Consider the following 21499-nt stretch of genomic DNA (forward strand, 5'->3'; position numbering starts at 1 on the left):
TTTATATTTATTAAACATTAATGGAGTAATGTTATGGCAAAGAAGCTGACAGTTCTAGCTATCGGGGCCCATGCGGACCCGTTCGACATGCCGTACCAGTGCGGCGGCGCCCTGGCAAAGATGGCGAAAGCGGGCAGCAAGGTCATTTGCGTGTCTTCCTGCGAGGAGAACCAGGAGGAGGCGACAAGGGTCGCAAAAGTCCTCGGCTGCGAGGCGAGGTTCATGGACCTGGTGGAAGGGAAGATCGAGAACGATACGGCGACGGTCCACAAGATAGTGGAGCTCTTACGCGAGGTCAAGCCGGACATCGTCATCACTCATCAGCCGACGGACTACAACCCGGACCACCGGAAACTGTCCGCGGCCGTGCTCGGCGCATGCCTGCTCGCCCGGGTGGGCGAGGTCAAGACGAAGCACAAGCCCTACAAGGTGCCGTGCCTGTACTATTCGGAGACCTCGAGCGGCATCAACTCGAAGGGCACCGTGTACGTGGACATCGAGGACACGTTCGCCACGAAGATCAAGGCGCTGAAGGAGCACAAGAGCCTGTCCATGAAGAATGGCGTGGAGCACCTGGGCAGCATCGAGCACCTCATCGAGCGGGAAGAGACAACGGCGAAGTTCAGGGGCATGCAGGTCGAGATCGAGTACGCCGAGATCTTCGAGCAGGCCATCAACTACCGTGTCCTGAGGGCGTTCAGCACGCTGCCGTTCCCCGACGTGCCCGTGCACAACGAATGATCAATTTTTTACACGAATTAAATCAGCGATAACATGCAAGCGGAAACGTACGTGAGCAGGCTGATCACCTACCTGTCCGGCCAGAACGACTACGTCTCAGTAAAGGAGATCGTGCGCGACAGGCTATCGGGACTGCACTCGGAGGACGAGGTCGAGCCGGCCCTCGAGGCCGCCGCCCCGTTCCTGGACGTAAAGGAGGACGATAAGAAGGGGACGATGTATCGCCTTTCCAGGAGCTTCGACGGCTACCGGTCCGTGTTCGCGGCCGCCCGCAGCTCGGATATGGACATCTACAACTTCCTGTACTCGAACTACTCGAACTCCCTCGTGAACGGCGAGTTCATCAAGGAGGCGCTGGGGCGTATCCTGAAGCTCCCGTACTTCGCTGACATGGAGGCGAGGTACCCTCCGGGTAACCGCCCCGGCGACGCAGTCGTCCTCATGCTCTCCCAGTCGCCCGGGTTCGACGCGCTGGCCGTCATGTTCCGCATCTCGCCGAGCGTGGCCAGTTACCTGCTGTTCCCGGAGATGCTCTCGAAGTACGAGCTTACCCACCTGAAGGTGGCGCTGGACCTGGCGTTCGCCGCGGACATGCTCAAGCGCGTTCCCCCGGCGACGAGTGTGGTCATCAAGTACGAGGTGGCCGCGCAGGGCATGCTGAACCTGGAGACGAGGGGCGGCACGGGAATACCCTGATGGATAAAAAGATTAACCATTTTTTACTTCGGTTTTTAAGTCACTGAGCTTACAGAGGCACTATTTCTACCACAATGGCACGGAGTTCACTAAGGCTCACAAAGTCTTTTTTTAAATGTAAGGGACAGAGGTCACAAAGTCAGGTTCATTGGCGATAGGGCACAAAGGATACAATGGCACTATGGAATGAACAAGAGCACTTTTTGCCATCGTGTCATCGTCCCCTTCGTGCCTCTTAACCCAAAAAGCCTGCTCTGTGGCCTTTGTGACCTCCATCTAAAAGAAAGCTTTGTGAATCTCCGTGCGCTCCGTGCCATTGTGGTGAGAATAGTGCCCCTGTACGCTTAGTGCCTTTAAACAATAATGTCCAGACCAGGCGATATCCGCTCAAATCAGCCTAATCAAGAAAACCGGTTTAACAAAGTATTTGTTTAGGAGGGTAATTCTTCGAGTATATGATCAAGAACAAGAAGGGCTATGTTGCAGACCAGGCGGCCGGTAAGGCGGAGGAGAAGAGATCCGGTAAGATCCTGATTTCGAATAACGGGCCTTACATCGTCAGCGGCGGCCTGCCCCTCGCGAAGGAGTATATCGTTACCGATGACGATGGAATATCCACCGAATGGAAGAAGGGAGAGTCCTACCCGGAGCAGGATACCTATGCCCTTTGCCGGTGCGGCGGCTCGAAGAGCAAACCGTACTGCGACGGCACCCACGTGAACGAAAGCTTCGACGGCACCGAAACGGCCACGAAAAAGAAGTACATGGCCCGGGCGGAGCGCATCGAAGGCCCCGGCTTCACGCTCACCGATGTCCAGGACCTGTGCGCCGTGGCCCGGTTCTGCCACCAGGCAGGCGGCATATGGCGCCTCACCGCCGAATCCGACGACCCTAATGATAAAAAGGTCGCAGCCCGAATTGCCGGCCAGTGCTCATCCGGGAGGCTTGTCATCTGGGACAATGAGACTGGTAAGCCCATTGAGCCTGAGTTCGAGCCATCGGTCAGCCTGACCGAGGACCAGGAGAAAGAATGTAGCGGGCCCCTCTGGGTGAAGGGCGGCGTCCCCATCGAGTCGGAGAACGGCACGAAGTACGAGGTCAGGAACCGCGTGACCCTGTGCCGCTGCGGCCAGTCTGAAAATAAGCCGTACTGCGACGGCACGCACATCAGCTGCCACTTCAATGACGGCGACCCGGAGCTATAATATATTTTTGACTCTTCCGCGGTTTTGGGATGAATATTTTTTTATCCTTTTCTAGTTATGCCGTCGTTGAGTGGTCCAACCACAGGGGCACGGAGCGCACGGGAGTTACACAGAGTTATTTTTTAATAATTTGAGACTCAGAGAGCTCAGAGGCCGGTTTATTAGTTTGCCTGGGGCACAGAGTTTATTGAGGCCCGGTTGACCAATAAACAATAATGCGGTTTATCCTCGGCAGTGCCTCTTTCAACTCCGTGCCCCGGGAAAGTTATAAACCCGTCCCCTGTGCCCTCTGGGTCTCCCTTTATAAGAAAACTCCGTGAAACTCAGCGCTCTCCGTGCCCCTGTGGTTGGACCACTCAACGACGGCATAACATAAAAACGAGCGAAGGCATCAGCCAAAGCAATATATCATCCCAAAAACGCGCAAGAACCAAATTTATTTCTTAAAGGACGAGGCCAGGCGTTCCAGATCAGGCATCACGCTCTCGAGCCCCTTTGCATCGCCCTCTTTTCCGTCGACCCGCGCGTCGCAGGCCTCTTCCATGCGTATTGTCAGCGCCCTGAGCTGTCGGCATTCTTCAATCCGCGTTTTTGCCTGCTTCGCTGGCCCGGAGCCCGGGTCTTCGACGATAGCAACGACCTCCTTCAGGCGTTCTGACGCGCTGTCGATGCCCCTGACTGCGGAGTGGAATTCCTCGCCCGCGGCCTCCCATGCAGACCGCTGATAGTACTCAAGCCCGGCCCGGACCGAATCCACGGCTTCCTCGAGCGTCTCGAGCGCGTCTTCCATCATGGGCCCAGTATAGGATTCAATGAAATCCTCATCGCTTATCATCGCGGGCCTTTTTTCGGCAGGGGATGCCGGCACCTCATCTTGCTCGCCCTCTTCCCCGGAAGGCCTGCCCATAAGCCGCATTAAAATGTAAATGGCCACCAGGGCTAAGACGGCGAGCACGATCATTCCCGTCATGCCGAATACTTCAACCATGGATACACCATAAGCCCGTCATTTGAAATAACATTATTGGCTTTATGATAGCTTCAAGTGCGCTCGTAGTTATAATAAATTATATTATATAATAGTGTATAAATGATTATAGTTGAGCGTTAAGCCATCAGGAGGAGGGTTAAAGGTGAGGTTGAGATCAGTAGTAATAGCGCTGTTACTGATTCCGTTGCTCGCAGTATCGGCCGGGGCCATTTATATCGAAGGACAGGCACCGCCCGTCGACGACGGACAGTATCACATACTGGCTGCGGAGAGCGGAATGGGTTTGGACACCCCCACTTCAAGCGACTACGGCCAGGTAGCGGTACCATACGATAGCGGCCCGATAAAGCGATACCTGTCGAACGATCCGAACGATTATGTGCTCGTGCCGGGTAACGAGCCTGGCATGGTGTATGCGCTGGGTGACATGGGAATTGCGCCGGATGCCGTTACCACGACCATGCCGGCAGTGAGCATGCCTCAGACAGGATCGTTCGCAATACCGTATGATACCATAGGATCGGAGATCAGCGGTATTATGAATAGTCCGGCGGTCACGTTTTCGGTGCCGGATCTAAAGCTCGATAGCTGGTACGGGCTCAAGACGGATAATTTCAAGTTCAACATGCCCATGCTGTCGTTCCCGGTACTATGACCGGCATATAGAACGCTTTCTTTTTTTCGAGTGATTGCTATTTGTACACGGACGTAATATACAAATAGTGCCGGCACGCGCCGGAAAGTGATATTGATGACCGCATTAACGGAGACCGCCGAAAAGATCAAGAACATGGAGATCCGGGGGGCCGGGAAGATCGCCCGGTCGGCCGCGGAGGCCATGAAGGAAGAAGCCCTTTCGATAAAGACGAAGGACATCAAGGAATTCAACAGGCGAATGGAGGACGCGTATAATATATTGTACAGCACGAGGCCTACGGCCGTCTCGCTTCCTAACGCCCTGAGGGCCGTAATGCGCTATAAGGCCGACACTGTGGAGGATGCGAAGACGGCGATTGCGGCAAATGCCGACGCGTTCATCTCCGGCTCCGAGAACGCGGTGAAAAAGATCGGGGAGATCGGCGCTCACCGCATCAAGGACGGCGACACGATCATGACGCACTGCAACTCGTCCGCCGCTTTCGCGATTTTCGAGACGGCGTACCGGCAGGGCAAGGACATCAACGTCATCGCGACCGAGACCCGCCCCCGGCAGCAGGGCTACGTTACCGTGGATTTCCTGCAGAAGTCGGGCATACCCACGACGCTCATCCTGGACTCTGCCGTCCGCTATACCATGAAGAAGGTGGACCTGGTCATCGTGGGCGCCGACGCCGTCACGGTCAACGGCAGCCTGGTCAATAAGGTGGGCACGTCGCAGGTGGCCCTGGCAGCCAACGAGGCCCGCGTAGGGTTCGTATGTGCCGCCGAGACCTACAAGTTCAGCCCCCGGACGCTGTTCGGGGAGATGGTGGAGATCGAGGAGCGGGACCCGACGGAGGTCCTGTGCAACGAGCTTCGGGCGAAGTGGCCCAACCTGAAGATCTCCAACCCGGCATTCGACATCACGCCCCACAAGTACATCGATATGATCATCACTGAGATCGGCGCCATATCGCCCGAAATGGCCTACTGGGTCATCAAGGATAAGCTGGGCTGGGAGCTCGAAGAGGCGGCCGAGGCGAGCATGAGGGGGTGCGATGATGAGAATTGATATGTGTCACCTTATCGAGAGCGATATCAAGGGCTTAACGGACCTGGATGAGATCGCCGAGGTACGGTATCCGACGGGCTGCGTGGACCTGACGAAGCAGGAGCTGCTCTGTAAGCTCTCTGAGATCGAGTTCCGCGTCCACACTACCTGGACTGAGGAATTCCTCGAGGAGTTCGAGAATGAGTACCGGTACATGAAGCCCGCCGAGCTCGCTAAGATCCTGGTCGAGAAGCTTACTGAGATATATGACTGGGATGAGTCGGCCTACGAGAAATTGTTAGGTTAAATGCGGGTTTAACCACGGAGGGCACGGTTTCTTTTAAATTAATGTTATTAATAAAAGGGGGTCTCTGAGGGGGCATCAGCCCCCTTTTAGATTTAAAAATTCTCCGTGCGCCCAGTGGTTTTACCGGTCTTCGCCAGCGTCGAACAACGGCAGCATCGCAACGGCCAGCCGTCGGTCCAGCCGCTTCCCGGGGTCTCCGGACAGGTCGAGAGTGTAAAGGTCCCCGATGGCCAGCTTCCGGGTAAGGCTGCCTATGCGCCTGCCCTGCAGGGCGATCTCGAAGTCGAGCTTCCAGTTCATGACCATGCGCCGGAAGACGGCCATGGCGCCCGATTCCTGTGCGCTGCCCACGACATTCCCCGACGCATCTAAAATGTTCCACTTGTTCTGGAACATGCTGTGCAGGCCCTCCCGCTTCATGGAACCCACAAGAATGCCGGTCTTCGAGTCGATGACATCGTAAGTGGCGTTAAAATCCAGGAAGTTCCTGGGTGCAATAGTTAATATTTCCTCTTTCTGAGAGTCGTCGGAGTAGACGAATATTTTAGGCTTCAGCTTGAACTTCTCCATCCGGGCATAAAAAATGTCCCTGCCGCTGCCATCCTTAATATAGTATTTCTTACCGATGGACAGCATCTTCTGCGCCATCTGGTAGTGGTCGTGGCCGAACTTATCATTGTCCATAATAATACCCACCATTACATGTGTATGTATATTAAAAATTTTCCTTAACCAAGGTAAGACCTGGACATTCATGGAATTTTCAATATTTTATCGGAAATGATTTTGACCCGTTGATGGGCGGTGTAGAGGGCGACGGCAATGGCGAAGGAGATGGCGAAGGTGAAGGTGAAGGGGATGGACTCGGAGACGGCGATGGAGACGGCGATGGAGACGGCGATGGAGAAGGATTCGGGCCAGGACTGGGACTCGGAGATGGGGTCGGCGACGCGGAAGGCTAAGCCATGGGACTCGGAGTTGTGGTTGGAGTGGGAGTAATTATCGGCGTTGAGGTCGTCGTTACTGCGGGGCCGTGACCAGGCTGCCAGTACGAGTACTGGGAGGTATACGACGGCTGCTCTGCGGGGGTGGCGATAGACGTAGGGATCGGAGTCGCCGTTATAGTGGGTGTCGCAGTAATGGGCCCGGGAGTGGGTGTTGATGGGCTGGCCATGGCAGCAGCTATCGGTAATGCAGTAGGTGTGGGGACTGCCTTGAAAGGCGAGGAGCCATTGACCACGCCGTAGGCGACCATGCCCATGCAGATGAGCACAAGGATCGCTGGTATGGCAGTAAGCAATTTTTGAAAGTCGATGGGCTTTGCTTTAACGTTAATAGGCTGACTGTTCTCTCTTAGCGGCATGGGTCCCCCCGTTACGGACCATCGATCCTCGCAATAATGTTTCCACATCGAGCGGTATGACAACAGGGGATTTAGTTTCTTCCAACAGGAAAAACAAGAATAGGTAACGGATGGATTGGCATGAGCGGCCGCTGTGCCCGGAATCCTAAAAAAAGCACGGATAGAAAATGGCACGCCTCCCCATAACTACGGCCAGGACCGTAGTTAAAATAAATTATTTTATATAGAACAGAGATATAAGCGTATTGAGGCAAAACGATGTCTAAAAGCACCACGTTCATCGCGCTGGCGGCCTTATGCCTGGCCGCCCTGACAGCGGTACTCGCCGCGGCCATAATCACGAGCCAGCCGGCGGACGACCACCTGAGCAACATAGAAAAAACCCTCGTCGGCATGAACCTGACCTACTACAGCATCGCCGGGCAGCCGCTCAACTACACCATCGGCGCCGGCGACATCCAGTCAGTCGAGGAGGCCGGGTACAACGGCCAGCCCGCCTGGAAAGTCCGGGTGGGGCAGGGCCTGCAATGGGACCTCATCATGGACCAGAGCGGCAAACAGATACTCGATACGAAACAATTATTCGTCACCTGACCATATGCCCTCCGCCGGGCATGAAAGGCCTTTTGCCATAGGGATCTGCCTTCATGCCCTCGCCGCTCAGGTCCAATATATTTTTCCATAAATGCATATCGATGTGTTTATTGCGGCCCGGCCGGTCATAACTGCCCACTAAAAGGCGATAATGTATTTATTTCCAGTCTATATACTACCCATACGTAGGGGGATTATAATGAGCCATTTCAAGAGATTGGTAGTGTTAGCGTTATTTGGATTATTCTTAGCCGCCGTTTCGACTGCCGGCGCTGAGTTCGCTCCCCTCGCAGTGGGGGCGGGAAATCTAGGGAACGGGATCACGAGCACCTGGTATTCGACGGAGGGCTTCGGAGAGGCCGCTACCACGGATTCCTTCGTGAACAGCTTCGTAGGCCCGACGGCGGCCCAGGGGTTCGGCTTCCCGTTCGGCTTCGGAGGCTTCGGCTGTGGCCCGTGCGCCGGTGGGCTCCCGTTCGCGAGCTGGGGCCCGCTCCAGACGGGCGTGGGCGGTAACTTTGGCGCCCAGAACTCCGCTTCGGCGGGTGCTATGGGCACCTCGACCTTCGGCCTCCAGCCGATCGGCCTCGTGTTCGGCGTGCCCGTGGCGGGCCCCGGCGGCTACCTGTATACCTGAGATAGCGCACGACTACTAAATGTAGGGGGATCATTTCCCCTTTTACTATTTTTCCTCAAGGTTTTATTGTACCCTGTCAAGGCCCTCGAAGATGGTCTAAGCATGCTCGAAGACGTTTTCGAGCATGCTTATAGAGCTTAGAGCAGCTTAGAAATTTTTTAAAGGATGCCAAGCTATATAGCCGCCATCCGCCCTTTAAATGGTGATGATGAACGTCCTCGGCGTCCTCGTTCCCATCTTCGGCCTCATACTAATTGGATGGTTCCTTAAGCGCATACGCTTATTGAACGACTGGCTCGTGGGCGCCATCAACAATTACGTCTATTACATCGGCATCTCCGTCATCACCTTCATCAGCCTCCACGATACGAGCACGAGCGTTCTCCTGGACCCGGGCATTTACATCCTGAACCTGGTACCGATGCTCCTTACAGCGGGAATCGCCTATGTAGTAGCAAAAATGCTCAAGCTCCCGAAGGACATGTCCGCGGTATTCATCGTATGCGCCTTCTACGGCAACACGGGCTACATCGGCTTCCCGCTCAACGTCTTCGTCCAGGGAAAAAGCTCGCTGAACACCGCGGCGTTCATATCGACGCTCTACACCATCGTCGTATTCACGCTGGGCGTCTATATCCTGAGAAGGAACACGAGCGAGCCCGTGGAGGCCGGGAAGCTCCACAAGCTGCCCATCATCTGGGCTGCACTCCTGGGCATATTACTATCGTGGCTCACCATACCAGAGCTGGTGCGGATGCCGCTGGAACTCATCTCGGACTCGACCTCGCCGCTGGCGCTGCTGGCGACGGGGGCCATGGCAGAGGGCGCAGCGCTCAAGGCAGACCTGAAGAACATCGGCATATTGAGTGCCATCAAGCTTGCCCTGGCGCCGGCACTCGTGGCCTTTACGGGTCTGCTGCTGGGAAGCACGGGCGTCATATACAAAACTTCCCTGCTGGAGGCGGCGACGCCGGTCGCCGTGACCAACTCGGTACTGGCCTCACAGTTCAAGATGAGGGAGGAATTCGCCTCGCACGCGGTAATCATATCGACCGCTCTTTTTGCGATATCATTGGCCATCATATTAACTTTTATATGAAAATATTTGACTTTATTCGCTTTTTTTGCAAATGATTATATAGCAATCACGCATATATGGCGTGGGAGGTCATAATTATGGCAGAACCATCCGCAGCAGCGGTTAGATCAGATGACGAAAAGTTAAAGGGCGCAATCGCCTACGTGCTTGGATTCCTGACCGGCATCATCGTCCTGTTAATAGGCGGCGACAGCAAGTTCTTGAAGTTCCATGCATGGCAGTCAATTATAGGAAGTATTGTAATTGGTATTGTAGTCTTTATTATATCAATGATCATCAGTCTCGTCACCCTGGGTATTGGCGCGCTCTGCACGCCTTTCTTAGGCCTGGCTGTCTGGATATACTTCCTGTATGGTGCTTACATGGTCTATTCCGGTAAGGACTTCAGGATGCCCTATCTGGCCGATTTCGTTGAGAAATCCTTCGTCAAGTAAGCCAGTAAAATTTAACTTTTTTTATAATTTCTTTATCTTTCCTGAGTGAGCTGTTAGCATATATGGACATTAATGCTGAAGCATTTTTCATGCTAAAGGATTTATCCGGGCACGCGTAATAGTAAGCCTGAATTCTTATGCGCTGTGAAAAAGTCCTGGGTATCGAGGGCACTGCATGGAGCCTGTCGGCTGCCATCGTGGGCTGGGACAAAGTGTACGCGGAGGCATCTAACCCGTATATACCGGAGACTGGAGGCATTCACCCCATGGTGGCTGCCCAGCATCATGCCACCCATATCGGAGAGGTCATACGGAAGGTCATCGAATCGGGCGAGGAGTTCGACGGCGTTGCCTTTTCTCAGGGTCCGGGATTAGGCCCGTGCTTGCGCACTGTTGCGACTGCAGCCCGGGCGTTGTCCCTCGCGTATGATGTGCCTCTGATCGGCGTGAACCACTGCGTTGCCCATATCGAGGTCGGGCGATGGCAGACGGGCTGCAGGGACCCGGTGACACTGTACGTCAGCGGCGCCAACTCGCAGGTGCTCGCCTTCCGGGCCGGTAGGTACCGCATCTTCGGCGAGACCCTGGATATCGGCATCGGTAATGCTTTAGATAAGTTCGGGCGATTCATTGGCCTGCAGCACCCGGGAGGGCCGAAGATAGAGGCGCTGGCCAGGGAAGGCAAGAATTATATTCATATGCCCTACGTGGTCAAGGGCATGGACCTGTCGTTCTCCGGGATGATGTCGGCGGCCAAGGAAGCCGCCGCCGTCCACCCGAAGGAGGACGTGTGCTTTTCGTTACAGGAGAACGCCTTCGCCATGCTGGTGGAGGTCACGGAGCGCGCGATGGCCCATACCGGCAAGGACGAGTGTCTTATAGCCGGAGGAGTTGGCGCCAACTCACGCCTCCAGCAGATGCTTGACACCATGTGTAAAGCGCGCGGCGCCAAATTCTACGCTCCGCCGAAGAAGTATTTTGGCGACAATGGCTCGATGATAGCCTATACCGGGCTTTTGCAATTAAAGCACGGCATGACGCTTCCCGTCGAGGATTCGGCGGTGAACCCGTGCTTCAGGCCGGACGAGGTGGACATACCATGGCTGTAGAGAGAAGGGGCGCAGAGGCGGTCGTGCTCATCGAGGACGATAAGACCATTAAGACCCGGTTAAAAAAGGATTACCGTATTCGTGAACTTGACGAAAGGCTGCGCTCGGAGCGTACCCGGGCAGAGGCAAAGATCATGTCCGAAGCCCGCAAGCTGGGCATCCCCACGCCCATCATATACGATGTGGGCCGGTTCTCCCTGGTCATGGAGACCATTCATGGCACGCCCCTGAAGGACGTCATCGACGTTGATAAGGCCCGCACGGCGGGCATGCTCGTGGGTAAACTGCACTCGGGCGGCATCATCCACGGAGACCTGACGACGTCGAACATGCTGGTCAGGGGAGAGAGGATATATCTCATCGACTTCGGGCTGTCCTTCTGGGACGAGATGCTAGAGTCCCGGGGCGTCGATGTTCACGTCTTTTACCAGACGCTCGTCAGCTCCCACAAGGATCACGAAAAGCTGATGGCGGCATTTGCCGAAGGTTACTGCTCGACGTTCAAAGGCGCCACTGAGGTGCTGGAGCGTGTCCGGGAGATCGAGTACCGGGGACGATATAAGACCGAGACCCCTTAATGGTCGCCTCTATCATGTTCATCGAGATCACGCTTATCATCATCGGCATGGCCCTGCTGGTCAAGGGCGCAGATATCCTCGTGGATAACGCTTCTAATATAGCCGCTGGCATCGGGATCCCCCTGGTCGTCATTGGTCTGTCCGTCGTGGCCTTTGGCACGTCCCTGCCGGAGCTGATCGTAGGCGTGAGCGCCTCCATCGAGGATGTCGGACAGATCGCGCTGGGGGATGTCATCGGCGCAAACATCGCTAACATTTGCTTGATCCTTGGCGCCTGCGCCGTCCTCAAGCCCATCAAAATTGAAAGGACCGTAGCATACAGGGATATTATCATTACCATATTCGCCGTGCTGACCTTCTTGATCTTATCCCTCGACGGTTCTCTGGACCTATGGGACGGCGTCATCCTCCTTACGGCGGCTGCGGCATATTTCCTGTACGTTTTTCTGCGGGCGGTCGGCGAGCGATATGGAGGCTATACGCCCATACCCGCTAAAGCGAGCGTATCGCAGTTACTCATGCTGGCCATCGGATTGACTATGGCATTGGTAGGCGGAAAGCTCGTCGTCGACTCGGCGGCCGGCATCGCCGGCAGCCTGGGCATTTCACCATATATCATCGGCGTTACGCTGGTCGCGATAGGCACTACGCTTCCGGAGCTGACGACCGGCGTCATTGCGTCGATAAAAGGCCAGGGAGATTTTGCCATCGGTAATTGCCTCGGCAGCGTTTGCATAAATTACTTACTGATCATGGGCATATGCGCGGCTATCAGGCCGATCGGGGAAATACCGGTAAGCGACGTATTCATATCGCTCATCACGTGTATGCTCCTGATGCCGCTCGTACTCAGAGGGTTCGTGCTGGCCCGATGGGAAGGCATACTTCTTTTAATATTTTATTTTATTTACATCGGGATAAAGATCTTATGACCGCGCAGGCCGTACAGGCTATTCCAGCCACGCCCTTTTTACGACGATCTTGCCGGAGTCCCGCTTCCACTGTTTTTCATATTCCACGCGTACCCGGCGGCGCATATGAGGGCCATATGTCACGAAGGACTCGTACTCGCCGCCCTCGCCGGCCACGCTGATGCCGTATTTATCATGCAGGCGGTCCAGCCGGGCCAGGGCTTTATCGTCCAGGATCTTGCCAAACCACGACTCGTCAAGGCCCTCGGCGTAGCAGCCTGTGATCATGATCTCGAACCCTTCGTCGACCATTTCGTGGACGTAGTCCCTCTGGGACTTATGCCAGAGAGGAGCGAAGGACTTGATGCCGATGTCCTGGCATATCTGGTCGAGCCTGCGGCGCTGGTACTCGGAGGCCAGCGCACCGGATACGATGCCGTCCACCCCGAGGCCCCTGAGCGCCTCTTTGAGCGGGAGAAGCTCCGCCTCGGGCTCCGGTGGAGTTACGACTTCCACAAGCGGGAGGCCAATGGATTCCGCGGCCAGCCTCGTCAGCTCGATGGCGGGCACATGGTACATGTATGATTCCGGGGAGGTAGAAAAAACTGTAACGAGACATTCGACATCCCAGCCGTAGTGTTGAGCGCAAAAGAGGGCGTAGTTCGAGTCCTTGCCACCCGAAAAGAGCGCCGCTATCCTCATTTCAATAGCTCCGCCGATGCGTCCAGGAAATCTCTTTTGACCTGTTCCTCGTCGAAGGCCAGTATCTCCCCGCCCTTCATAATGATGCGATCGTCCACGATGAGGTCCGTGACATTGCCACCGCTATAGACGAGGTTGGATATCAGGTCATGGTGAGGAAGCATGCGGACATCATCAAGGCTTATGAAGGCAAGGTCATTGCTTCCGAGCGTCGCCATGCGCAGCATTGTCCGGGCGTTAGCCGCCGTAGCGTCCCAGCGGTGCGATTTTTGTAGCAGGGAGCCGATCTTCATCTCCTCCCGCATATCCAGTGAGTTATTACTTGAAGCACCGTCGGTGCCCAGGCCTACCGTGACTCCGGCGTCGAGCAGTTCGTGCAGCGGCATCACTCCGCCCGATGCGAGCTTCATGTTCGAGACGGGACAATGAATAACGGAAGCCTCCCGGTCGGCAATACGGCGTATCTCCATCTTGGTCAGCCAGGCCGCATGGATGAGCACCGTGTTCTCGGCGAGGAGGCCGATGCTATCTAAATATTCAACCGGCCACATGCCGGTCTTCTCGTGGCAGTCCACGCATTCCTTCCGGGTCTCGGAGATGTGGAGGGTAAGCCATACGTTGTATTTGTCGGCCAGCTCCTTTGCCCTGTACAGCGTCTCCTCGTCGTTGAGGTAGATGGAGTGGGGAGCGACACAGTAGCCCACTCTGCCCGGCTTCATGCTCTTAAGCTGGCGCTCGGCGATCCGCAGCGCATCCTGCGCATCCTTATAATAAGGCGTCCCGAAGCTCGTGATGGGCGTGCCCAGCGTGGCCCGCAGGCCGGACTTTTCCACGGCCTTCGCCGTTTCCTCGACGAAGTAGTACATGTCCAGGAAGTTCGAGGTGCCCGTCCGGATCATCTCGACGAGCCCCAGCATGGAGCCCCGGTAGACCAGCTCCGGCGTAAGACGCCGCTCCGTGGGGAAGATCGTGTTATCCAGCCACTCCTGAAGTTTTTCGCCATCTCCGGCGCCCCTCATTAGTGTCATGGCCAGGTGCGTATGGCCGTTGTTAAACGCAGGGAAAGCGAACTTGCCCATAGCGTCGAACTCCTCGTCCGAGTCGCCGTTCCTGAGGTCGCCTTTAACGATATTTCGGCCGTCGTAGTATGTCGCGTTGCGTATGAGCATGGTGAACCAGCCTGTATGAATTTCTGTATACGTAGCTCATGGCTAATCATTTTTCCGTGCGGCGGGCAAAAAAGTAGAACAATCGTTCTATGGTTAATTCGAGACCGCGGATGCGGCAGGGGCGGCGGGCCTCGAAATGACGGCGTAGAGCAGAGCGTATGCAACCAGCCCTGCGGCACAAACGACAAGCGCCAGGGCCAGGCCCAGATAGCCCGCGAGCACGCCGCCGACGACGGGGCCGACCATCATACCAAACGACATGGCGATGTTATAGTACGCGTAGACCGAGCCATAGGCATTGCTGCCCCGGCGGTCTACGGCATCCGTCATCTCCTGGGGAGCGGATGACAGCATGACGGACAGGACCGCACCGAGTACGGCCATAGCGACAGCCTCCAGGATAAATGACGAGGGCAGGGCCAGGGTAGGTAAGGCGATTGCCGTGAGGACCATTCCCGCGAGGATGACCCGCTTACGGCCGAAAGCGTCCGAGAGCTTATAGGCGACCGGGGCGAAGATCACGCTCGCGAGCGCCAGGATGCCGAAGAGAATCCCGATAGCACCGGGTGAAGTGCCCATCTGCATCTGCAGAAAGAGGGGAAGCGTCGGCTCGAGCATCGCGATGACGCCCGACGTGATCAGGATCAGCCCTCCGACGGTCAGTATTACCGGGTCCTTCAGCATGCTCCGGATGATGCCTTTTTCGGCCGCGACCCGGGCCGGCGGGTCCTTGAGCAGGAATATCCGGGCGATCCCGTCGATGGCGACCAGGCCGGCCGCCGCCAGGAAGGGCAGATGGTAGCCACCAAGCTCAAAGAGGTAGCCGCCGATGCCCGGCGCGACGAGGGTGCCCACGAAGCTTCCGGTGATGGCGATGCCCGTCGCCCACTGCCGCCGGTCCGGCGGGAAAAAGTCGGCCAGGAGTGCGAGGCCGGCCGTGTACGTGGCGGCCGCCGATATGCCCTGTAAGGCCCTGGCCACGATCAGTAGTGTAAAATCGTTAGCGTAAGCGAACATCAGTGTCGACAAGAACAGGCCCACCAGGCCAACCACCATCGGCGCCTTCCTGCCTACACGGTCAGAGATAACGCCGAAGACGGGCGATGCGACGAGCAGCATGAGCGCATAGCTCGCGAACATGATGCCGATCATCTGCTGGGATGCGCCCAGCCCGGTCGCGTACTGCGGCAGTATCGGCACGATCATCGAGTAGATCGCCATATCCGTGAATATGGCGATCGCGACTACCAGGAGGGCCATTTTTGCGTTGCCATCCATTTTGAGTTCTTTAGGTATATCCATCGTTTATCCCTCTATAAACATTCATGTATGTATGTAATTATTACAGACGATCTTCTTCCGTCATTCGAGACTTCGAGGGCCAGGCCCTCAAAAGTTTACATACATACATGTATGTTTATAGTATTTATACCTTGCTCTTCTTGCGGTCCGCAGGGACCAGGCCCTTAAGGTAGGCCTGAACGACAGGCCTGGCGTAGGCCTTTATTGAGAACAGGGAGTGGTCCATCATCCACATGACGATCACGCCGTTCATCAGGCCGATGGCCGTGATGGCGCCGATCTCGGGGTCGATGTCCGGCCGGATCTCGCCGGCCTGCTGGCCCAGCCGGATAAGGTCCGCAAAAGAGTCGATCGATGCGCGCTGCAGCCGGAACTTTTCCTTCATGCTGTCCTCGAGCTCGGGCACGACCTCGGTCCGGAGGATCGTTAGCTCCTGAACGGCACGGAAATCGTCGTCCTCTTCCAGGTACTCCATGAGCCGTATAAGAATACGCTCGAGCGTCTGCAGCGGAGTCCCGCCTTCAGCGACCACGGCCGTGGCGATCTCCTGGGCGCCCCGGGAACGCTCGTTGATCAGTACTTCGAAAAGCTCGGGCTTGCCGTTCTTGAAGTGCCAGTAGACGGCCCCGCGAGTCACGCCCGCTTCCCGGGCGATATCATCAAGAGTCGTCGAAACGTAGCCCTTTTTGCTAAATACCTTGAGCCCGGCGTTCAGAATTTTTTCGCGGGTAGCCTCCGCTTCTTCCTTCGTCTTCCGCATAGTCGTCTAAGAGTTATACATACAAATATGTATATAAAATTAGAGGCCTACGGCCTGGGCACCATAGTGATGGCCTTCATGGCACAGACGTCCACGCATACGCCGCAGCCATAGCACTTTTCCCGGTCGACCTTAAGCACTTCGCCGGAGGCGCCCCGGGCGCCGAAGTGGCAGACGCCGGCGCAGATGCCGCAGTCGATGCAGACCGCCGTATCCGTCAACTCGATCATCTTACCTTTATCGCAGGGCTCGTGGAGCCCCAAAAAGTAGCCGCAGCAGTCATCGCAGCAGAAGCAGATACCGTCGAGATGCCCTTTCTCGTTCCGGAATGGCCTTGGGACCAGGTGCTTTTCCTTTGCCTCTTGTAAAATAGCGTTAACTTCGTCCCGGGTCGCAATATGTTTACCGGAGCCGTCGGCGGCCGTATTCGCGGCGAACTGCAGGCAGACGTCGGCGCGGGAGCGCTTACAGGGGCCCCGGTGCTCGCGACAATTACAGTTGGACACCCAAAATTTCTTGTGCCGGCGGACGATCGCCGCCGCCTCATCCGGCGTACAAACGAAGTGGAAAGCACCGCTCATAAAAAGAAAATATTATATCATCATATATGAACCAGTCGCCAGTCAGGCCCATATCTTCGGGCTGATGGTATGGCCCGCGGACTCCAGTACGGCCCTGGCCCGGACGAGCTCCTTGTCCTTGACCATGAAATAGTCCGTATCGTAGGTGGAAAAAACGAAGACGGGGATCTTCGCCTCGGCGAGCGGGGCGGTGAGCGAGGCGATCACTCCGGTCACGTTGAACGGTATCGGGCCCTCGACCTGGAAGCACCGCCAGTCCTTATCGCACTTGATACACTCGGGTATCGATTCCTGGGAGCAGACGAAGGAAAGCTCGTCGTAAGTCCTGGAGATGGAGCAGAACGTGCTCTCTTTCAGCCAGTCCGGTATCGGGGAGCTTTTCTCGAGCCGGCAGACGGCGAATTTACCTTTTAACAGTGATAATATCATTTTTCTTTTCCTCGAGAAGCATGTTCATTGAGTTCGCGAGCCGCCTTATGCCCTCCTCGATCCGTGCCTCGTCGGAGCTGGAATAGTTGAGCCGGAGCGTGTTCTGGCCGCTGCCGTCGATGAAGAACGCCTGGCCCGGGACAAAGGCGACCTTGTCCTGTATCGCCATATCGAACAGCTTCATGGACGATAAGGCTTCCGGCAGGGTCACCCACAGGAACATGCCGCCTTCGGGCTTCGTATACTGTATGCCTTCGGGGAAGTAGCGCTCGATGGCAGAGACCATCGCGTCCCGCTGTACTTTGTACATGCCCTGGATCTTTTTTATGTGCTTTTCAACATCGTTGTCGGCGAGGTACTGGTATACGATGCGCTGCACGAAGTAGCTCGTGTGCAGGTCGGCCGCCTGCTTGGCGGTTATGAGCTTATCCATGATGTCCCGGGGAGCGTACAGCCACCCGAGCCTCATGCCTGGCGAGACCGTCTTGGAGAACGTGCCCATAGTGATGACGTCGCTGCCCATGTAGCGCCTCATCGGGGGCAGGTCTTTGCCCATGAACCGTATGTCGCCATACGGGTTGTCCTCGATGAATACGACGTCGCTGTCCTTGAAGGCGTCCGCGACCTGCTTTCGCTTTTCGTGCGTGTACGTGATGCCCGTCGGGTTCTGGAAGCTGGGCACCGTGTAGAAGAGCTTCGGGTCTGCCTTGAGCGTATGTTTCAGGGCTTCGATGTCGACGCCGTCCTCCTGAAGCTTTACGTCCGTGAACCGGGGCTCGTACATGCCGAAGGACTGGATGGCCGCCAGATACGTTGGCCGCTCGACGGCGACGAGGTCGCCTTTGTTCAGGAACACCTTGCCGATGAGGTCGAGACCCTGCTGGGAGCCCGTCGTGATCAGTATCTCGCTGGCGTCCGCCTTGATGCCGTATTTCGAGTAGCGCTTCGCGATGTATTCCCGAAGCGGCAGATATCCCTCTGTCGTGCTGTATTGCAGGGCGCTTTCCCCGCTCTCTTTTAGCACCTTGACGGCGGCCGCGGAGACCTCCTCGACCGGGAACGACTTCGGGTTCGGCAGTCCACCTGCGAAGGAAATAATGGAGGGATCGTCCACTACTTTGAGTATCTCACGAACGAACGAGCGCTGGACGGTGTACATCCTGTTGGCGAATTGCTGTGTCATATCTTTCCCTCCATATCGATAGCCTCGATTAGTGAAGTCATATTAAGCATATTAATCGTGATAAAACTATCGCAAAATGGTAGAATGAACCATATTTATTGTCAGTTAGCTTCAGTAATGGTTTTAAATTTAATCTTAACCAAAACGATACTAAAGTAAAAATCGCTGTGCTGTTATTTAATTTTCTCTATGGTGACCTTGATATAGTCGCCTCTCTTTATTTCTTCTTTCTCGATAGCATCTTTGTCTAACGTGATACGTCTTAGTTTATCATCTGTGAATTTCACAGCGAAGGTTGTGGCCATACATTATCCTATCTATCCTATATATCCAAAAAGTATAAATAATCTGTCTTACCTAAATATCCTAAATATCCTAAATTGGATAAATAGGATAATGAGGGTTAAATTATGTGTAAGAACTGTTTGAACTGCGAGAATTTTGCCGACTGCATAAGATCAGATAAGAACAATTTTGTTTTATCTTCTTATGCGTTCAATAATAAGGAAAATATAAAATTCATTGAAAATACTCTGGAGGGCTAACCAGTGTATAAAATAGTTGCTAAGTGCCCTTGCTGTGACAAGAATTTAGAGTTAAATTTGGGTACGCACATTGAAATTATAGAAGTCGAAAACCCTTCACATATCGATACACTACATGACCAGATCATTAATAGCATCGACGGCAGACTTTTTAAAAGACAAGAAAAGTTAGATATCATAAGTCTTAAACCAAACAATTAAATTACTCTTATTTTTCAAATGCTCACTAAGCGTCCAAAACTGCCACAGGACGCATTAGAATTTGTTTTTCGTATCTATCTGTGCAGGCAAAAGTCAAGCGTTTATAGGTCAAATTTCAAGAAATTATTTTTCAAGTAAGCAGTTGATGTCCTATGGTTATATAGGCATACAGTTCTATATACTTATATGAAGGAAATTACGACAATACAAGTTACTAAGTCCTTACATGATAAGATTTACTCCTGTAAGGAGCCTTCGCAGAGCTATTCTGACTTTCTGACTATGATACTAAGTTTTTGGGAGTCTTACAAATGATTTTAGAAAAAATCGACTTACAATTTCACGGCCATAGCGCATTGACTGAGATTCACTGTCTACGTGCAAATAATGAATTAGGGCCACTATACAATGGTATTTGCCTGCCCAATGGCCATATTGTAGTCCTCAACGAAGTCTTAGCAGATGAACCCATAAAAGCACTAATGCTTAGTGACGGCTTTATTAAGTGTCTTTCAACGATAGCAGAGCCTTTTACTGACAAAATCAGCTATTTGTATCACGGAGTCGATGAAAATAGCCCTTCGTTCAAGCCTGCAAAAATGCCTGAACGTGTAATGTCTGTTTTGGCCATACAAAAACATGGGCCAATAACAGAACGCTACAAGTGCGTTATAAACGGCTATAAAAACATCCTAGAATACGACTCTAGCCGTGTATGCAACAAACGCCATACAAGAAAGAAAATACCGTATGGGGCAGTTTTACTTTCGCCCGATAGAACCTTATTCTACGGCTTCGTGCTTGACGAAATAGAGCCTGGATGCTATGAGATAGCTCCTGTGGTGGTTTAAACTATGGCTACTTTTGAGAATATCAATAAGTTACTTCTCTGTGATGTCAAAAACCCACAGGGCAGAGGCATAGACTACGTTAACGCTGTGGTGGTCAACGGCAGAGCCTACACAGTGGGCCATATGAGCGCACAGCCCTTCAGGGTGCTGGACACGGCCACGAACAGGCAGACATTAACGAAATATGCCAATGTCGATAAGCGTATCGATTGCGGTATGCTTGATATGGGCTTCAGCGGTTCGAGCTATCAAATCGCTGATCCGGAGATTGACGATAAGGTACGCTTGAACAGCGTAGACTACGATCCTAAAAATGGCTCGTTAATGTCCCGCTCGCTGTTGGGTGAAATTATAGGCAAATACACTTTACCTAACGGCTATACAGAGTTTGCGCTTATCGTCCATAACCCTGATACGAACATCAGGCTTACCTGTGGAAGCGCAGTTGTCAATAATGACGGCAAATTACTAGGAATTTTAAATAAAGCATCGACAGACAGCGATATAGTGTTATTTGCGCCAATGATTGACGTTATTTCGTTCATGGAGTGTTTATAAATGGGATTTTATAAATGTATCAATAACTATATGGGAACTGAACAGAAAATGGGAATTTTAACTCCGGCAACATCGTTCTGTGACCTGGACTTAACTCACCCTGCAAGGCAGCTAGTTGTAATAAACACAAACCAAGACGTTGCTAGAATTTTGCTTTCAATATACATTGAAAAATTCAGATGTAACGCTGCTAGTGCTGCATCTGGCGGAGAGGCAACTTCTTCCAGCGGTGGTGGTAGCACGTCCTCCTCAAACGGGAGCCATACACACCAAATCCCTCTCGCTGGAACGCATACTCATACCATAAATCGTCAGTTAGTGGCAACTTCAGATTATGCAGGTACGCCAGTACATAATCACAACTACTACTATCCGTCAAGCACAAATGACGGAGATAGTGGGGGCGTTACGTCTGCTGAATCTGGTGGAGCGCACGATCACCAGGTACAGGCACACGACCACCTATGCCCAAACCATACTCATGATATCGTGTTTGGCATTTATGAGGCACCTTATTTTTGTGGGGTTAACGTCAGGCTCCAATCGCCAACTGCGCCTATTCTAGCTATGACGGGAAAAATTGGCGATGAGAATAACGCTGGCTCAGTTAGTATGCTCGATATATCGTCCTGCTATTCCAAAAATGGCGGGGAGAACAAACTAGGCCCAGGCGTTAACTGGATATACTACACGGCAGACGTTAACGGAAATGTCTACAATACTAACGGGCTTGTACGCATCTATCAAGATGTAAGAATCATCTATAAGTAAATTTTATTTGAGGTATGGCTAAATGCCATACATCAACACTTTTTAAAATTTTTTCTATTTTTATATAACTTTCGTATTAACGCTAAAGTGTC

General features: G+C 53.8%; 27 protein-coding genes. 17 read left to right on the plus strand and 10 right to left on the minus strand.

Annotation, left to right across the window (positions count from 1 at the left end; all coding sequences use genetic code 11):
* Nucleotides 1-33 precede the first annotated feature (33 nt).
* From MCP_RS10815 to MCP_RS10825, 3 genes are all read left to right on the plus strand, one after another.
* On the plus strand, nt 34-741 hold the full coding sequence (locus MCP_RS10815; RefSeq protein WP_012900883.1) for a PIG-L deacetylase family protein: 708 nt from the start codon (nt 34-36) through the stop codon (nt 739-741).
* A gap of 33 nt (nt 742-774) precedes the next feature.
* The gene (locus MCP_RS10820; RefSeq protein ID WP_012900884.1) at nt 775-1437 is read left to right on the plus strand and encodes a hypothetical protein; all 663 of its coding nucleotides are present in this window, start codon (nt 775-777) and stop codon (nt 1435-1437) included.
* A 455-nt stretch (nt 1438-1892) separates the two neighbouring features.
* Nucleotides 1893-2642 carry a CDGSH iron-sulfur domain-containing protein gene (locus MCP_RS10825; protein ID WP_012900885.1) on the plus strand — a complete coding sequence of 250 codons (750 nt, stop codon included), beginning with the start codon at nt 1893-1895 and terminating at the stop codon, nt 2640-2642.
* 436 nt (nt 2643-3078) lie between these two features.
* Here the strand turns inward: MCP_RS10825 and MCP_RS10830 are convergent, their stop codons facing one another.
* Complete coding sequence (locus MCP_RS10830; RefSeq protein ID WP_012900886.1) at nt 3079-3630, minus strand: hypothetical protein; 552 nt, start codon at nt 3628-3630, stop codon at nt 3079-3081.
* Between the two features lie 145 nt (nt 3631-3775).
* Between MCP_RS10830 and MCP_RS10835 the strand changes: the two genes are divergently transcribed.
* The 3 genes from MCP_RS10835 (at nt 3776) to MCP_RS10845 (ending at nt 5630) form a co-directional block, all read left to right on the plus strand.
* A complete protein-coding gene (locus MCP_RS10835) occupies nt 3776-4288 on the plus strand; it encodes a hypothetical protein (protein ID WP_012900887.1) in 513 nt (170 codons plus the stop codon).
* A 96-nt stretch (nt 4289-4384) separates the two neighbouring features.
* A complete protein-coding gene (locus MCP_RS10840; RefSeq protein ID WP_128567174.1) occupies nt 4385-5344 on the plus strand; it encodes a ribose 1,5-bisphosphate isomerase in 960 nt (319 codons plus the stop codon).
* Complete coding sequence (locus tag MCP_RS10845) at nt 5331-5630, plus strand: hypothetical protein (protein WP_012900889.1); 300 nt, start codon at nt 5331-5333, stop codon at nt 5628-5630. The genes MCP_RS10840 and MCP_RS10845 overlap by 14 nt, the downstream gene beginning before the upstream one ends.
* A gap of 120 nt (nt 5631-5750) precedes the next feature.
* Here the strand turns inward: MCP_RS10845 and MCP_RS10850 are convergent, their stop codons facing one another.
* Nucleotides 5751-6314 (minus strand): hypothetical protein, encoded by a 564-nt coding sequence (locus tag MCP_RS10850; protein ID WP_012900890.1) that lies wholly within the window; start codon nt 6312-6314, stop codon nt 5751-5753.
* Between the two features lie 138 nt (nt 6315-6452).
* Between MCP_RS10850 and MCP_RS15885 the strand changes: the two genes are divergently transcribed.
* A complete protein-coding gene (locus MCP_RS15885; RefSeq protein WP_173332321.1) occupies nt 6453-6629 on the plus strand; it encodes a hypothetical protein in 177 nt (58 codons plus the stop codon).
* Here MCP_RS15885 and MCP_RS15735 read toward each other — a convergent pair.
* On the minus strand, nt 6589-6993 hold the full coding sequence (locus tag MCP_RS15735) for a hypothetical protein (protein ID WP_012900891.1): 405 nt from the start codon (nt 6991-6993) through the stop codon (nt 6589-6591). The two genes, MCP_RS15885 and MCP_RS15735, sit on opposite strands and share 41 nt — an antisense overlap.
* A gap of 258 nt (nt 6994-7251) precedes the next feature.
* On the opposite strand from MCP_RS15735, the gene MCP_RS10860 reads away from it, so the two are divergent.
* From MCP_RS10860 to MCP_RS10890, 7 genes are all read left to right on the plus strand, one after another.
* Entirely contained in the window at nt 7252-7587 is a 336-nt protein-coding gene (locus MCP_RS10860; RefSeq protein WP_012900892.1) for a hypothetical protein, read from the plus strand.
* A 199-nt stretch (nt 7588-7786) separates the two neighbouring features.
* Complete coding sequence (locus tag MCP_RS10865; RefSeq protein ID WP_012900893.1) at nt 7787-8224, plus strand: hypothetical protein; 438 nt, start codon at nt 7787-7789, stop codon at nt 8222-8224.
* Nucleotides 8225-8429: 205 nt separating this feature from the next.
* The gene (locus tag MCP_RS10870) at nt 8430-9323 is read left to right on the plus strand and encodes an AEC family transporter (RefSeq protein ID WP_231845071.1); all 894 of its coding nucleotides are present in this window, start codon (nt 8430-8432) and stop codon (nt 9321-9323) included.
* Between the two features lie 77 nt (nt 9324-9400).
* Nucleotides 9401-9757 carry a DUF4870 domain-containing protein gene (locus tag MCP_RS10875; protein WP_012900895.1) on the plus strand — a complete coding sequence of 119 codons (357 nt, stop codon included), beginning with the start codon at nt 9401-9403 and terminating at the stop codon, nt 9755-9757.
* Nucleotides 9758-9894: 137 nt separating this feature from the next.
* Complete coding sequence (locus MCP_RS10880) at nt 9895-10866, plus strand: bifunctional N(6)-L-threonylcarbamoyladenine synthase/serine/threonine protein kinase (protein ID WP_012900896.1); 972 nt, start codon at nt 9895-9897, stop codon at nt 10864-10866.
* Nucleotides 10857-11444, plus strand: a complete 588-nt coding sequence (locus tag MCP_RS10885; RefSeq protein WP_012900897.1) for a Kae1-associated kinase Bud32 — start codon at nt 10857-10859, stop codon at nt 11442-11444. Before MCP_RS10880 ends, MCP_RS10885 begins: the two co-directional genes overlap by 10 nt.
* Entirely contained in the window at nt 11444-12376 is a 933-nt protein-coding gene (locus tag MCP_RS10890; RefSeq protein WP_128567175.1) for a calcium/sodium antiporter, read from the plus strand. Before MCP_RS10885 ends, MCP_RS10890 begins: the two co-directional genes overlap by 1 nt.
* Before the next feature lie 18 nt (nt 12377-12394).
* Here MCP_RS10890 and MCP_RS10895 read toward each other — a convergent pair whose 3' ends face one another.
* The 7 genes from MCP_RS10895 to MCP_RS10925 all read right to left on the minus strand — a co-directional run bounded on the left by MCP_RS10895 (nt 12395) and on the right by MCP_RS10925 (nt 18481).
* Nucleotides 12395-13057 carry a diphthine--ammonia ligase gene (locus tag MCP_RS10895; RefSeq protein ID WP_012900899.1) on the minus strand — a complete coding sequence of 221 codons (663 nt, stop codon included), beginning with the start codon at nt 13055-13057 and terminating at the stop codon, nt 12395-12397.
* Nucleotides 13054-14226, minus strand: a complete 1173-nt coding sequence (locus MCP_RS10900; RefSeq protein ID WP_012900900.1) for an amidohydrolase — start codon at nt 14224-14226, stop codon at nt 13054-13056. Before MCP_RS10900 ends, MCP_RS10895 begins: the two co-directional genes overlap by 4 nt.
* A 93-nt stretch (nt 14227-14319) precedes the next feature.
* A complete protein-coding gene (locus MCP_RS10905; protein ID WP_012900901.1) occupies nt 14320-15528 on the minus strand; it encodes an MFS transporter in 1209 nt (402 codons plus the stop codon).
* 124 nt (nt 15529-15652) lie between these two features.
* Nucleotides 15653-16288, minus strand: a complete 636-nt coding sequence (locus MCP_RS10910; protein WP_012900902.1) for a TetR family transcriptional regulator — start codon at nt 16286-16288, stop codon at nt 15653-15655.
* A gap of 47 nt (nt 16289-16335) precedes the next feature.
* Nucleotides 16336-16869 (minus strand): 4Fe-4S binding protein, encoded by a 534-nt coding sequence (locus MCP_RS10915; RefSeq protein ID WP_012900903.1) that lies wholly within the window; start codon nt 16867-16869, stop codon nt 16336-16338.
* Nucleotides 16870-16911: 42 nt separating this feature from the next.
* Entirely contained in the window at nt 16912-17298 is a 387-nt protein-coding gene (locus tag MCP_RS10920) for an ACT domain-containing protein (protein ID WP_012900904.1), read from the minus strand.
* Nucleotides 17273-18481, minus strand: coding sequence for a PLP-dependent aminotransferase family protein (locus tag MCP_RS10925; protein ID WP_012900905.1), 1209 nt, complete (start codon nt 18479-18481; stop codon nt 17273-17275). The genes MCP_RS10920 and MCP_RS10925 overlap by 26 nt, the downstream gene beginning before the upstream one ends.
* 1057 nt (nt 18482-19538) lie before the next feature.
* Here MCP_RS10925 and MCP_RS10930 point away from each other — a divergent pair.
* The 3 genes from MCP_RS10930 to MCP_RS15460 are packed head-to-tail and all read left to right on the plus strand — an operon-like array spanning nt 19539 to nt 21407.
* A complete protein-coding gene (locus tag MCP_RS10930; RefSeq protein WP_128567176.1) occupies nt 19539-20078 on the plus strand; it encodes a hypothetical protein in 540 nt (179 codons plus the stop codon).
* Nucleotides 20079-20081: 3 nt separating this feature from the next.
* The gene (locus tag MCP_RS10935) at nt 20082-20636 is read left to right on the plus strand and encodes a hypothetical protein (RefSeq protein WP_012900907.1); all 555 of its coding nucleotides are present in this window, start codon (nt 20082-20084) and stop codon (nt 20634-20636) included.
* Nucleotides 20637-20666: 30 nt separating this feature from the next.
* Nucleotides 20667-21407 (plus strand): hypothetical protein, encoded by a 741-nt coding sequence (locus MCP_RS15460; RefSeq protein WP_145972514.1) that lies wholly within the window; start codon nt 20667-20669, stop codon nt 21405-21407.
* Nucleotides 21408-21499 lie beyond the last annotated feature (92 nt).

The sequence above is a fragment of the Methanocella paludicola SANAE genome (assembly GCF_000011005.1).
GTDB classification, from domain to species: Archaea; Halobacteriota; Methanocellia; order Methanocellales; family Methanocellaceae; genus Methanocella; species Methanocella paludicola.